We start from the raw sequence: 12,110 nt of genomic DNA, 5'->3' as shown, positions 1-12,110 counted from the left end.
CGGCGACGCGGCCCGCATCAATGCGCGGGCGGCCGGACCAGATCGGCGCCGGTCGGCAAGGCCTTGTCCACCGGTCCGGGCGGCACCACCGCATAATTGCGCATGTTCTGCTGCGAAAGGTCGGGATCGACCAGCAATTGTCCTTCAATCGCCTCGGTCATCATCGGGTCGTCCTGGATGGCTTGTGTGCGGCGCTCGGTGCCGGTGCAGCCAGCCAGCCCCAATGACAGGGCAAGAGCCGTCAGCGGGAAGCCCGGAAGCATCGGGAAGAGGCGCGCGCAGACCATGGTCATGACATGGGCCGACCATGGTTAAGACCGCGTAACCTTGCAAGGACGCGGCCTGCTTCCGCCCAACGGTACTCCACCAACAAGAAGGGACGCCCGGCCTGAACCGAACGCCCCTTCTCCCCATCCCAGGTGCGACCCGAGGGCTGGGTATCTGCAAAGGCCCGCATTCAACGGCAGCGCCCGCTATCGCGATCGATCGCCCGTCCAAGCAGCGCACCGCCAGCGGCACCAAGGATCGCGCCGAGCGTGCGGTCACCTGACCCGGCGACGCCGCGTCCGATCAGTGCCCCGGCCGCGCCGCCGACAAGCAAGCCGGTCGTGCCGTCAGGCTTGCGGCAGTAAGTGCGACCGTCGCGCCCACGCCACGATGACGCCTGATAGCCATCGTCGCGGCGGCGATCGTCACGCCAATCCTCGCGGCGCTGATTGTCGCGCCAGTCGGTGCGCTCGTATCCGCGGCCCCAACCATCGCGATTGTAGTTGCGATCGTTCCAGGACGGCTCGCGCCCGTGCTGCCAGTCGTCGCCATAGGCCGCGGCCAGAGCGGTCGGAGCGGTTGCGGTGCCAACGGCGGCCTGCGCCGGGATCGCCCCGGCAACCACACCAAGAACAGCCAACGAGAGCATGATGTTGCGAGGAAATTTCATGTCACGGTCTCCTGCACGGGTCCGGCGGCCTTGCTGCAGGCCCTTCACTCCGGCGCCTCATCGTGCGACGGTTCATGTTTACCCCAGTCAACCTGAACGGAATGCAACGGGCGTGTCAGAATTGACGATTTGCGACGAACCGATGCGCAAAATTGACGACCCGAATACGTTTTTCTTGCTTGGCCTTATGTAAACACCCTGCCAGAGCCGCCGACATGGATCATGCTGCCAAGACGCGCACCGGATTGGTCGCGGCGTTACTCACCTACCTCATCTGGGGCTTCCTGCCGCTCTACTTCCGAGAGTTGCACCATGTTCCCTCGGTTGAACTGGTCGCCTGGCGGATCATCTTCACGTTGCCGTTGTGTTTGTTGTTTTTGTTTGCCCGCGGGCAATGGCACGAACTTGGCGCAGCCCTGCGGACCCCACGTCTGATGGTGCAATTGTCGCTCAGCGCGGTGCTGGTGGCCATGAACTGGCTGATCTACATTTTCGCGATCAATGCAGGGCATGTGCTTGCGGCCAGCCTCGGCTACTTCATCAACCCGCTGGTCAACGTTCTGCTGGGCACGCTGGTACTCAAGGAAACGCTCAACCGCCTGCAATGGAGCGCGGTTGGCATCGCCGCTTTTGGCATAGCGCTGCTGCTGGGCGGCCCGCTCGATATGATGGTGGTGGCGTTGTCGCTTGCGACAAGCTTCGGACTGTACGGACTGGTCCGGAAACTGGCGCCGGTCGGCGCCGTTACCGGTCAGGCAATCGAGTCGCTGGTGCTGTATGTCCCGGCCGTTTTGGCCGCACTATGGTTTGCCACCCAAGGACAGGGATCGAGCATCCTGGACGGGCCCGGCACCGCCGCCCTGCTGTTCGGCGCAGGTGTGCTGACCGCCGTGCCGCTGGCGTTGTTCGCAATGGCGGCACGCTCTCTCGATCTGTCGACGCTGGGCTTCATCCAGTTCCTGTCGCCCACGATCGTGTTCGTGCTCGGCCTCGCCGTGTACCACGAGCCGCTTGATTCAGTCAGGCTGGCCTGCTTCGTGCTGATCTGGATCGCCATCGGCGTGTTCAGCGCCGACATGGTGCTAAGGGCGCGCGGCACGAAGGGCTGAAAGTCAGTCCTCCAGCCGCCAAGCCAGCGTTTCCCCGGCATGGAACGGCACGATCGCCGTGCCATTGGCGTCAATCACCTCGGGCACCACGATCGTTCGGCGCGTCAACGTTACTGTGCCTTCATTGACCGGCAGGCCATAGAACGCCGGGCCATTGCGCGAGGCAAATGCCTCGAACCGATCCAGCGCGCCCTCGGCCTCGAACACCGCGAGATAGCTTTCCAGCGCGAAAGGCGCGTTGAACAGCCCCGCGCAGCCGCAAGCCGCCTCTTTCAGATGTTGCGCGTGCGGCGCAGTGTCGGTGCCCAGAAAGATCCGTTCGAAGCCCGATGTGGCCAGCTTGCGCAGCGCCAGACGATGCACTTCGCGCTTGGCCACCGGCAGGCAATAGGCGTGCGGACGAATCCCGCCGACCAGCATGGCGTTGCGATTGATGTGGAGGTGCTGGGGGGTCACCGTCGCCGCGATGGTCGAACCTGCCGCCTCGACGAACTGCGCCGCTTCTTGCGTGGTGATGTGTTCGAACACGATCTTCAATCCGGGCAGGTCACTGACGAGCGGGATCAGCGTGCGCTCAATGAACACCGCCTCACGGTCGAAGATATCGACGTGCGCCTCGGTCACTTCGCCATGGATCAGCAAGGGCATGCCGATCTTTTCCATCCGTTCCAGCACCGCGCGGATGTTGGCCACGCTGGTCACGCCATGGGCCGATCCGGTGGTGGCGTGCGCCGGATAAAGCTTTGCCGCCACGAACACCCCGGCGGCAAACCCGCGCTCGACTTCGTCCGGGTCGGTATGATCGGTCAGGTACAGCGTCATCAGCGGGGTAAAGTCGCTGCCTGCCGGCAATGCCGCCAGAATGCGGTCGCGATAGGCCGCAACGCCCGCGACGTCGGTCATCGGCGGGTTCAGGTTGGGCATCACGATGGCCCGCGCAAACTGGCGCGCGGTATAGGGCACCACACCTTGCAGCAGCGCGCCATCGCGCAAATGCACATGCCAGTCATCCGGGCGGCGGATCGTCAGAGTCTGCGTGTCGGTCATCCCTTTCCCTTAGGCGGCATCGACCCTATCTGTCACGCATGAGCAACGCCCGCCTGCACGATCGCGCCGTGATCCGTCTGTCGCCACAAGACCCGACCGAATCGGTCGCTAGCTTTCTGCAAGGGCTGGTCACCAGCGACATGGCCGGGCCCTTGCCGGTGTGGGCCGGACTGCTTTCGCCGCAAGGCAAGGCGCTGTTCGACTTCATCGTCTGGGGCGATGGCGCCGACTGGCTGATCGATTGCGAGGCGGCAGTCGCCGATGCACTGGTCCGGCGCCTGTCGCTCTATCGGCTGCGGCGCAAGATCGCGATCGCCCGCGATCCGTCGCTCGGCGTGTTCTGGAATCTTGACGGAGCCGGAACGCCCGATCCGCGCCTGCCTGCGCTAGGCCTGCGCCAACTGGCGGCGATTGGTCCGAACGATGCCCCGGCCGATGCGGCATGGCGGGCCCATCGCCTGTCACTTGGCGTGACAGAGGGCATAGCCGAACTCGGCAGCGACCAGACCTTGTGGCTTGAAGCCAACGCGGCCGAACTGAACGGCGTCAGCTTCACCAAGGGCTGCTATGTCGGTCAGGAAAACACCGCGCGGATGAACTGGCGGCAAAAGGTCAACCGGCGGTTGATCGTGGTCCCCCTCGAACGCTCCGACCTCACCCGGCAGCGTGCGGCCTATCCCGAATTCGATCTAGCCGTCGACCATCTGCGGGTTGAAGCGATCCCGGACGACCTGCGGCCATCGTGGCTGCCGCTTACGGACAATTCGGCGGCAGAGTAACCCCGGCCGCCTGAAGTCCTTCGACCAGCAGGCGTTCCGCGCGGTCGCGCGCTGCATGGCGGGGCAGATCGAGCGCCTGGCTCAACGGCCCGCCCATCAGCGCATCGCCCAACGCCATCAGCGTGAGCGCGAGGGTGTTGCTGCGTTGCGCATCCGATCCGAATTCGTCCAGTTCGACGACAAGATCGTGCACGGCATCGACGATCGGATCGAGCGCATCCTCGTTCCCTGTCAGCAGCATCCATGAGGCGAGCGCGCCTGCGCCTTCTTTGTCGAAGGCATCGAAGGTCAGATCCACAACATCGCGTGGCGAACCGATGCCGCTGCGATTGGCGATCACCGTATCGCGGATATTGGTACAGATCGTTTGGGCCAGATGGCGCGCCAGATCCTTCTGCAAGCCCGCAGCCGACCCGAAATGATGCAGCAAGTTGGCATGGGTGCGCCCGATGCGCGCTGCCACGGCCTTGAGCGTGACTGCCTGCGGCCCCGCCTCGATCAGCAGCCCACGCGCGGCATTGAGCGCGGCGACGCGGCTTTCCTGAGGGCTGAGACGCTTGCGAACCAACTTTTCCAACGAACACCCCATGGAGGCACGAGCCGATGCGGCAAACCTCCCATGGAGTCCGTAGTCCGCCGCGCGCGCTGCCGCAAGCGGCGGCAGCGGCGCTATCACAAGGGTTGCGCCACCCCTTGGCTCAAGCAGCGCGGATCAGCGCCGACTTGGCCGCGGGGGCCACACCAGTACAGTTGCAATTGCCAGCCAGATCAATGTCTATGGCGTGCAGTTGTGCTGGTGCATCATGCCCGCGCGCCGGATTGAAGCAGGCGTGCACGCCCCCGACGGGTTGCAGGCCGACTTTGGCCAGCACGCGGGCGGCGGCGGGATTGTCGGCAAACACGCTGGCGACCACGCGGCGGTGGCCCAGCGTGCGCGCCACTGGCAACAGCGCGCGCACGGCCTCGGTCGCAAACCCGCGCGTCCAGAATGGCTGACCGATCCAATAGGCAAGGCCGACCGTACCAGCCTCTGCCCCGACGTCCGGTTCGACCAGGCCCGCGCAGCCGATCAAGCGCGCGCCATGCGCACCGGGCTGGGTGATAAAGAAGTGCGGATGGCGCGGAGCCTGCGGCAAACCGGCGAACGCGCGGGCATCGTCGGGGCGATAAGGCCAGCGCGCGCGCGCAAGATTGCGCACGACCGCCTCGTCATCGAACAAGGCATGCAGTTCGGCCCAATCTTCGGGCCAGCCGGGTCTCAGGAACAGTCGTTCGCTGCGAATGAACACGCGCGTTTCTCCTCGTCCGCCCCCGCTGGTCGACTGCGCCCTAAGCGCGAGCCGTTACAACGATATGGCGAATGCCACCGGATTGCCCCCATCGTGCGACAGATGGTTCCGAAATGGCGCTGTTGCGGATGCAAGGGAGAAACGAAAAAAGGGAGACGGGTGGGCCCCTCTCCCTCAATCAGCCGAACCGCAAGGTTCGGCGGGGCCATCCCGTCAGGATGGCCCTTGGCATGACCATCCGCTTATTCGGCAGCTTCAGCCTGAATGTCGACCGACACGTACTTGCGGCCGAGCTTGCCGGCGTGGAAACGCACGCGGCCGTTGCCCAGCGCAAACAGGGTGTGATCCTTGCCCAGGCCAACGTTGGCGCCGGGGTAAACGCGGGTGCCGCGCTGACGGATGATGATGTTGCCGCCGACCACTTCCTGGCCGCCGAACTTCTTCACGCCGAGGCGCTTGGACTGCGAGTCGCGACCGTTGCGCGACGAACCGCCTGCTTTCTTGTGTGCCATCTCAGACTACTCCGGATCTTGCGCTCAGGCGACCGACACGATGCGCAGCAGGGTAAGCTGCTGGCGGTGGCCGTTCTTGCGACGATAGTTGTGGCGGCGGCGCTTCTTGAACACCACGACCTTTTCCGACTTCGCCTGGGCGATGATCTGGGCCGAGACCGTCACGCCAGTGGCGTCGGTCACTTCGCCATCCTTGCCAGCGAGCAGAATGTCGCCAAGGGTGATCGTCTCACCGGCTTCACCAGCCAGCTTTTCGACGGCGATCTTGTCTCCGGCGGCTACGCGGTACTGCTTGCCGCCCGTGCGCACGATTGCGAACATGGTCTTGTGCTATCCGTTCCAAAATGCCTGACCCACCAAGCACCCCGACAACCATGCCATGAACTTGCATGACATGCGAATCGCGGACAGCGGGCAATACGCCGAAGACCCGCAAAAGCGCGGAAACCCCGGAAAGAGCGGCGCGGATAGTCCAAAGGGCCCAAGCTGTCAACGCCAGCCCGAAGGAAAATGCCGCAGGGCCGCTCCATCGCATCCATCGCCACTGGTAGCGACCGGATAGCCTGCTATGGCACTGGCATGGTCGCTTCGTCCAGTCTTTCGCCCGCTTCATTGCTCGCTCGTAGTGCATTGGCGCTCGCCGCTCTTGGCTTGCTGGGCGGTTGCGCCAGCCAGCGCGGCGATTTCCCCTCGCTTGCGCGGCGCCCGGCAGAGCGCAGCTTCGCCGTCGCGCCCGCGACAACCGGGGCGTCCTCCACATCGACACCCCTCCCCCCGCCCGGCCCCGACCCGCTGCCCCGCGCCGACGCTCTGGTCGCGCAGGCTCAGGAAGCCGACAGCCGATTCGCGGCGCGCGAGGCTGTATCGGCGCAGCGAATCGGTTCTGCGCGCAATGCAGCGCGTGGAAGCGAGGCTTGGGCGGTGGCGCAGATCGCGCTGGCCGACCTCGAATCGGCACGCAGCCGCGCCACGGTGGCGCTGGCCGATCTTGACCGGTTGCTGGTGGAAACCACGATCAGCGATGCGCGGGTGGCCGATCCGCGTCTAGCCGCGCTGAAGGAGCGCCACGCCACGGTGAGTGCGCTTGTGGCGCGTCAGGATGCGCGAATCGCCGGGCTGCAGGCCATGATGCCGAACTGAATCGTCCCCCGGCGCAAAAGAGCGCGCCTTACCGGCGAGCCCTACCAGCGCGCTTTATCGCGGAAGTCCTGCTCGCGCGGCTCGATCCAGCGCCATCCGTCCGCCGTCCGTTCGCGCTTCCAGAACCAGCTCTCGCTCTTGAGGTGGTCCATCGCATAGTCGGCGGCGGCAAAAGCATCGCGCCGATGTCGCGCGGCAGCGGCCACCAGCACTATCGGCTGGCCGGGCGTGAGCAGGCCGTAGCGATGTACCAGCATCAGCCCGTCAAGCGCCCAGCGCTGGCGCACCGATCGTGCGAGCGCTTGCATGCCCGGCAACGTCATCGGCGGATAGTGGCGCAGTTCCAGCGCTTCCACGCCGTCGCCCTCGCGCACTTGCCCCAGAAAGCTGGCGATCCCGCCCGCACGCGGATGCGTGGCGGCAAAGCGGATCAGTTCGAAGCCGGGGTCAAAGCCATCGGCCAACAGCCGCACCTCATCCACGGCAGCCTCCACTGACCGGCGGCAGGAACGCCAGTTCGTCGCCTGCGGCCAGTTCGATGCTGGCTGCATCAGACAGCAACCGCCCGTTCAACGCCAGCCGGATGCGCTCACCCAAAAGCTCGACCGCCAGCGCGCGATCGATTCGTGCCAGCACCTGATCCAGCGGGCCCGGCTGGACCGCCAGTTCCGCACAACCAGCCACGTCTTCCAGCCGCCCCAGAAACACGAGTCGCGCATTGGCCTCAGGCACATCAGCCTCCGGTCGTGGACATATGGCGGGCCAACGCGGGCGCGGCCCCGGCCCGGTCGATCACGAAATTGTGGCGTTCGGGTTTTTCACCCATCGCGCGGGCGAACGCGGCATCGAGCGCGGCTTGCGGATCGTCCGAACGCACCGCCGCGCGCAAGTCGACTTGCGCTTCTCCACCCAGACACATGAACAATTGTCCGGTCGCAGTCAGCCGCACGCGATTGCAGCCTTCGCAGAAATTGCCGGTCAAGGGCGTGATGAAGCCAAGCCTCCCACCGGTTTCGGCCACATCGAGATAGCGCGCTGGCCCACCGCTACGATCAGCGTTGGGCACCAGCGTCCAGCGTGATTCGAGATCGCGACGCACTGCATCAAGCGGCAGATAGTGATCGAAGCGGTCGCCATCGACCTCGCCCAGCGGCATGACCTCGATCAGGGTGACGCTGTGCCCCTGGCTGTGCGCCCACGCCACAAGCTCGGGAATTTCGGCCTCGTTCAAGCCTTTGAGCGCGACGGTGTTGAGCTTGACTTTCAGTCCCGCCGCTTTGGCCGCCGCGATCCCTTCGAGCACCTGCGGCAACTGGTCGCGCCGGGTAAGGCTGGCAAAGGTCGCCCGGTCGAGCGTGTCGAGCGAGACATTGACCCGCCGCACCCCGGCTGCCGCAAGGTCATCGGCGAACTGGGCCAGATGGGTGCCGTTGGTCGTCAGCGTCAGTTCGTCGAGCCCGTCGCCCAACTGGCGGCCCAGCGCCTGCACCAGTTGCAGCATGTCGCGCCGCACCAGCGGTTCGCCGCCGGTGAGCCGGATCTTGCGCACCCCGCGCGCAATGAACGCCAGCGCGATCTTGTGCAGTTCCTCAAGCGTCAGCACTTCGGCGCGCGGCAGAAAGGTCATCCGCTCGGGCATGCAATACGTGCAACGCAAGTCGCAACGGTCTGTCACAGAGAGCCGCAGATAGGTGATCGCGCGCGCAAACCGATCGATAAGGGGTGCCTGAACCGTCACCTGCCGAGATATACGAAGTCGCGGGGGTAAGATTCAAGGTGTGCGCCTGCATCCACGAACAAAGTCTGTCCGGTGATCGACGGCGCGCTGGCCAGGAAGCGCACGGCATCGGCAATTTCCTCGGCCCCGGACAAGCGCTGCAGTGGCATCATCTGCTCCAGCCGATGCCATTGTTCCGTGTCGTAATCGGTCGTCGGCAGGGTCAGTCCCGGCGCCACACCGTTCACCCGGATACGCGGCGCCAGCGCGCGGGCGAGCGTGCGCACGGCGGCATGAAGCGCCTGCTTGGACAGGCTGTAGCTCAATTGATCCGGGACCGGGTTCTGCACCCGCTGGTCAAGGATCTGTACGACCGCACCCTGCGCCTCGCCCAGCGCATCGGCAAAGCCGCGCGTCAACAGCACCGGTGCCGATAGATTCACTCGCAAATGCCAATCGAGCGCCTCGGGCGTAACGGTGCCGATGGTGTCATCGTTGAAGGCGGATGCGCAGTTGACCAGCAAGACCGGCGGACGCCCGGCGGTGGCGGCCACATCGGCCACCAGCCGCGCGGCCAGGCCACCGTCACCAAGGTCGCCTGCCACCGGGTGCACAACCGCGCCCAGCACAGCCAGTTCATCGATGAAGCCCTGATCGAAACTGCGCGCATGGTGCGCATGCAACGCCAGATCCCAGCCTTCTTGCGCCAGTTTGCGGGCGATGGCGGCACCAATGCGGCGCCAGCCGCCGGTCACGAATGCCAGCGGCCGTGTTTCACTCATGCCGGACGCTCGCGCGAAAGGGTCATGCCGATCTCCTCGTCACCCTCGCTGATCGCCAGCTTGACGATCTTCACGCTGATCCGGGTGAGGCGCGCATCCTGCAGGAAAAGCGTTTCACAGATATGATCGGCGACCGACTCGATAAGGGTGAAATGCACGTCGCGCGGCAAGCCTTCGCCCGCGGCGAATTTCAGATCCATGTAGTTCTTGCTCGCCGCGAGCGGGCAATCGGGCGTGTAGCGCGGCTGCGGCGCCAGTTCGGCCCGGATCGAGATGCGCAACGGCTGCGGTCGGCCAGTTTCTTCCGAATAGATGCCGGTCAGGACATCGGTCTGGATATTGGCGACTTCAAGGATGAGGCTGTCTGACACGGGCCGGGCGTCTGACAGGCTATGCGGCGAATGTCCAGTGATTGCGGGCAATGCGGCGCGATGTGACACGATCCGATCGTGCCACCCTGCCGCGGCTTATGTTGCGCCTGACCAGCGCGCGAAGATCGCGGTCGGCAGTACCCGGCCGCCCTCGCCCTGCTCGCGGATGGCAAGATCGCCGTGTTCGATCCGACCCGGCAAATGCGCCAGCGCCTCTGCCAGCAGTCCGGCGATCGCCAGGGAGGACATCCGCACCGCATAGACGGTCAGGAACAGGAAACGGCTTTGGCCATCAAGCAGTTGCGCGCAGTCGCCGATCAGGCCGGGCAGGCTTTCCTCAAGCCGCCAGACCTCGCCGTCAGGGCCGCGCCCGAACTTGGGCGGATCAAGGATGATGCCGTCATAGCGCTTGGTGCGCCGCACTTCGCGGGCGGTGAACTTGGCGGCATCGTCGACGATCCAGCGCACCGGCCGCGCCTCAAGCCCCGAAAGCGCGGCATTGGCGCGGGCCTGTGCCACCGACTTTTTCGACGCATCGACATGGGTCACCGGGCCAAAACGAGACAGCGACAGCGTGCCGACACCGGTATAGCCGAACAGGTTGAGCGTCTGTGCGGCGTCCAACCCGTCCAGCCGCGACCCCATCCAGTCCCACACCGGGGCCATGTCGGGAAAGAAACCAAGATGGCGGAACGGCGTGCAACTGGCGGTAAAGCGCACTTCATCGCGCGCCATGGGCCAGCCATCGCGGGGGACGGCGCGGTCGAACTGCCCCCCGCCGAACAGCCAGCGCCCGCCGCCGTCTTCGTCCGATCCGGGCACGAATTCGCCGTGCGCCGCCCAGTCGGGCTGGCGCGGGCTCCACAAGGCCTGTGGTTCGGGGCGGATGAAACGGTAGTCGCCATACCGCTCAAGCTTGCGGCCGTGGCCCGAATCGAGCAGCGCGAAATCGCCCCAGCCTTCGCCCACCATCAGCTTGGGCTGGAGATCAAGATCGGCCATCGCGTCCGCCTCAACCGTGGCGCGGGGTGGCCCGCGCGGTGACGAAATCGGCCACGACCGCGTAATCACCGGACAGGCGGGTGCAGGCTTCCTCACGCTCGAACAGGTCGCCCACGCGCACCGGCAGCGGCGGGCGGACGCCGGTAGCGCGCTCGACCGCATCGACGAACTTGGCCGGGTGCGCCGTCGCCAGCGTCACCACCGGCACATCGGCGGGCAAGTCTTTGGCCACGCGCGCGGCGTGCAGCCCGATGGCGGTATGCGGATCGAGTACCTCGCCGGCATTTTCGTGCGCCCAGCGCATCGCGTGTGCCATGTCCACGCCATCGGCGCGCTCGCTGCTGAACAGCGTGGCGATCGATTCGCGCTGCGTGTTGGTGAGTTGCAAGGCCTTGGTGCTCTCGAACGTGCGCATCTGCTGCGCCATCGCTGCGCCGTCCTTGCCACCGGCATCGAACAGCAGCCGTTCGAAGTTCGACGACACCTGAATGTCCATCGATGGCGCCGCTGTCGGCGTGACGGTGCCTGCGGAGTAGTCGCCTGTCGACAAGGCGCGGTGCAGGATGTCGTTGATGTTGGTGGCCACGATCAGCCGCTCGATCGGCAAGCCCATCTTCGCCGCAACATACCCGGCAAACACGTCGCCGAAGTTGCCGGTGGGAACGCTGAACGCCACCTTGCGATGCGGCGCACCCAGTTGCAGCGCGGCGTAGAAATAATAGACCACTTGCGCCATCAACCGCGCCCAGTTGATCGAATTGACCGCTGCGATGCCGTATTTTCCGGTGATTTCGGCGTCGTTGAACATGCGCTTCACCGTGGCCTGCGCGTCGTCGAAGCTGCCGTCGATGGCGATGTTGTGGACGTTGGGCGCCAGCACCGTGGTCATCTGGCGGCGCTGCACGTCGGACACGCGGCCATAGGGGTGCAGCATGAAGATGTCGATCTTGGCGCGCCCGGCCACGGCATCGATCGCCGCCGAGCCGGTATCGCCGCTGGTCGCGCCGACGATGGTCAAATGATCGTCACGACGGCTCAGGAACTCCTCGAACAGCAGGCCGAGCAGTTGCAGCGCCACGTCCTTGAACGCCAGCGTGGGGCCATGGAACAGTTCGAGCACCCACTGGCGCTCATCCAGTTGCTTGAGCGGGGTCACGCCTGCATGGGCGAACCGGCCATAAGCCTGCCGCGTCAGTTCAAGCAGGCGATCGGGCGCAATGCTGTCACCCACGAACGGCTGCATGATCTTCTGCGCCAGTTCGGGGTAGGGCAGCCCGGCCAGTGCCGCGATCTCGTCCGGCGAGAACGTCGGCCAGACTTCGGGCACGTAAAGCCCCCCGTCCGAGGCGAGGCCCGCGAGCGTGACACCTTCAAAATCGAGCGACGGGGCCTGCCCGCGTGTGCTGACATACTTCATGGCCAGCG

General features: G+C 65.4%; 17 protein-coding genes. 3 read left to right on the top strand and 14 right to left on the bottom strand.

The features are described 5' to 3' along the window. Positions 1-17 precede the first annotated feature (17 nt). Together LDN95_RS14505 and LDN95_RS14500 are read right to left on the bottom strand one after the other, a co-directional pair. A complete protein-coding gene (locus LDN95_RS14505; protein WP_226018307.1) occupies positions 18-293 on the bottom strand; it encodes a hypothetical protein in 276 nt (91 codons plus the stop codon). A gap of 164 nt (positions 294-457) precedes the next feature. Continuing rightward, positions 458-937, bottom strand: a complete 480-nt coding sequence (locus LDN95_RS14500; protein WP_226018306.1) for a glycine zipper 2TM domain-containing protein — start codon at positions 935-937, stop codon at positions 458-460. 152 nt (positions 938-1,089) lie between these two features. Here LDN95_RS14500 and rarD point away from each other — a divergent pair, with 152 nt between their 5' ends. After that, positions 1,090-2,046 (top strand): EamA family transporter RarD, encoded by a 957-nt coding sequence (rarD, locus tag LDN95_RS14495; protein WP_226018305.1) that lies wholly within the window; start codon positions 1,090-1,092, stop codon positions 2,044-2,046. Between the two features lie 3 nt (positions 2,047-2,049). On the opposite strand, the gene pyrC is transcribed toward rarD, so the two are convergent. Further along, the gene (pyrC, locus tag LDN95_RS14490; RefSeq protein WP_226018304.1) at positions 2,050-3,093 is read right to left on the bottom strand and encodes a dihydroorotase; all 1,044 of its coding nucleotides are present in this window, start codon (positions 3,091-3,093) and stop codon (positions 2,050-2,052) included. 38 nt (positions 3,094-3,131) lie between these two features. Here pyrC and LDN95_RS14485 point away from each other — a divergent pair, with 38 nt between their 5' ends. After that, a complete protein-coding gene (locus LDN95_RS14485) occupies positions 3,132-3,872 on the top strand; it encodes a folate-binding protein YgfZ (protein WP_226018303.1) in 741 nt (246 codons plus the stop codon). On the opposite strand, the gene LDN95_RS14480 is transcribed toward LDN95_RS14485, so the two are convergent. The 4 genes from LDN95_RS14480 to rplU form a co-directional block, all read right to left on the bottom strand. Then, positions 3,847-4,449 (bottom strand): TetR/AcrR family transcriptional regulator, encoded by a 603-nt coding sequence (locus LDN95_RS14480; protein WP_226018302.1) that lies wholly within the window; start codon positions 4,447-4,449, stop codon positions 3,847-3,849. The two genes, LDN95_RS14485 and LDN95_RS14480, sit on opposite strands and share 26 nt — an antisense overlap. Before the next feature lie 121 nt (positions 4,450-4,570). Then, positions 4,571-5,161 (bottom strand): GNAT family N-acetyltransferase, encoded by a 591-nt coding sequence (locus tag LDN95_RS14475; RefSeq protein ID WP_226018301.1) that lies wholly within the window; start codon positions 5,159-5,161, stop codon positions 4,571-4,573. Between the two features lie 242 nt (positions 5,162-5,403). After that, complete coding sequence (gene rpmA / locus LDN95_RS14470) at positions 5,404-5,673, bottom strand: 50S ribosomal protein L27 (protein ID WP_226018300.1); 270 nt, start codon at positions 5,671-5,673, stop codon at positions 5,404-5,406. Between the two features lie 24 nt (positions 5,674-5,697). Beyond that, positions 5,698-5,994, bottom strand: coding sequence for a 50S ribosomal protein L21 (gene rplU, locus LDN95_RS14465; protein ID WP_226018299.1), 297 nt, complete (start codon positions 5,992-5,994; stop codon positions 5,698-5,700). Between the two features lie 189 nt (positions 5,995-6,183). On the opposite strand from rplU, the gene LDN95_RS14460 reads away from it, so the two are divergent. Continuing rightward, positions 6,184-6,813 carry a hypothetical protein gene (locus LDN95_RS14460; protein ID WP_226018298.1) on the top strand — a complete coding sequence of 210 codons (630 nt, stop codon included), beginning with the start codon at positions 6,184-6,186 and terminating at the stop codon, positions 6,811-6,813. A 41-nt stretch (positions 6,814-6,854) separates the two neighbouring features. Here LDN95_RS14460 and LDN95_RS14455 read toward each other — a convergent pair whose 3' ends face one another. The 7 genes from LDN95_RS14455 to thrC form a co-directional block, all read right to left on the bottom strand. Further along, complete coding sequence (locus tag LDN95_RS14455) at positions 6,855-7,295, bottom strand: molybdenum cofactor biosynthesis protein MoaE (RefSeq protein ID WP_226018297.1); 441 nt, start codon at positions 7,293-7,295, stop codon at positions 6,855-6,857. Then, positions 7,288-7,545, bottom strand: a complete 258-nt coding sequence (locus tag LDN95_RS14450; protein WP_226018296.1) for a MoaD/ThiS family protein — start codon at positions 7,543-7,545, stop codon at positions 7,288-7,290. The genes LDN95_RS14455 and LDN95_RS14450 overlap by 8 nt, the downstream gene beginning before the upstream one ends. 1 nt (position 7,546) lies before the next feature. Further along, on the bottom strand, positions 7,547-8,551 hold the full coding sequence (gene moaA / locus LDN95_RS14445) for a GTP 3',8-cyclase MoaA (RefSeq protein WP_226018295.1): 1,005 nt from the start codon (positions 8,549-8,551) through the stop codon (positions 7,547-7,549). Beyond that, positions 8,548-9,312, bottom strand: coding sequence for an SDR family oxidoreductase (locus LDN95_RS14440; protein ID WP_226018294.1), 765 nt, complete (start codon positions 9,310-9,312; stop codon positions 8,548-8,550). The genes moaA and LDN95_RS14440 overlap by 4 nt, the downstream gene beginning before the upstream one ends. After that, positions 9,309-9,683 carry a dihydroneopterin aldolase gene (locus LDN95_RS14435; RefSeq protein ID WP_226018293.1) on the bottom strand — a complete coding sequence of 125 codons (375 nt, stop codon included), beginning with the start codon at positions 9,681-9,683 and terminating at the stop codon, positions 9,309-9,311. Before LDN95_RS14435 ends, LDN95_RS14440 begins: the two co-directional genes overlap by 4 nt. Before the next feature lie 96 nt (positions 9,684-9,779). Then, positions 9,780-10,685: a class I SAM-dependent methyltransferase gene (locus LDN95_RS14430; RefSeq protein ID WP_226018292.1), complete on the bottom strand. Its 906-nt coding sequence runs from the start codon at positions 10,683-10,685 to the stop codon at positions 9,780-9,782. A 10-nt stretch (positions 10,686-10,695) separates the two neighbouring features. Further along, on the bottom strand, positions 10,696-12,102 hold the full coding sequence (thrC, locus tag LDN95_RS14425; protein ID WP_226018291.1) for a threonine synthase: 1,407 nt from the start codon (positions 12,100-12,102) through the stop codon (positions 10,696-10,698). Between the last annotated feature and the right edge of the window lie 8 nt (positions 12,103-12,110).

This window comes from Novosphingobium sp. FKTRR1 (assembly GCF_020404405.1).
Classification (GTDB): domain Bacteria; phylum Pseudomonadota; class Alphaproteobacteria; order Sphingomonadales; family Sphingomonadaceae; genus Novosphingobium.
Note: the sequence above shows the minus strand (reverse complement) of the source record. Positions and strands in the feature narration are given on the sequence as shown.

Coding starts and splice junctions, on each gene's coding strand:
- rpmA (WP_226018300.1), bottom strand. CDS start 5,673: ATGGCACACAAGAAAGCAGGCGGTTCGTCGCGCAACGGTCGCGACTCG.
- LDN95_RS14430 (WP_226018292.1), bottom strand. CDS start 10,685: ATGGCCGATCTTGATCTCCAGCCCAAGCTGATGGTGGGCGAAGGCTGG.
- LDN95_RS14500 (WP_226018306.1), bottom strand. CDS start 937: ATGAAATTTCCTCGCAACATCATGCTCTCGTTGGCTGTTCTTGGTGTG.
- LDN95_RS14505 (WP_226018307.1), bottom strand. CDS start 293: ATGACCATGGTCTGCGCGCGCCTCTTCCCGATGCTTCCGGGCTTCCCG.
- LDN95_RS14460 (WP_226018298.1), top strand. CDS start 6,184: ATGCCGCAGGGCCGCTCCATCGCATCCATCGCCACTGGTAGCGACCGG.
- rplU (WP_226018299.1), bottom strand. CDS start 5,994: ATGTTCGCAATCGTGCGCACGGGCGGCAAGCAGTACCGCGTAGCCGCC.
- LDN95_RS14485 (WP_226018303.1), top strand. CDS start 3,132: ATGAGCAACGCCCGCCTGCACGATCGCGCCGTGATCCGTCTGTCGCCA.
- LDN95_RS14440 (WP_226018294.1), bottom strand. CDS start 9,312: ATGAGTGAAACACGGCCGCTGGCATTCGTGACCGGCGGCTGGCGCCGC.
- thrC (WP_226018291.1), bottom strand. CDS start 12,102: ATGAAGTATGTCAGCACACGCGGGCAGGCCCCGTCGCTCGATTTTGAA.
- pyrC (WP_226018304.1), bottom strand. CDS start 3,093: ATGACCGACACGCAGACTCTGACGATCCGCCGCCCGGATGACTGGCAT.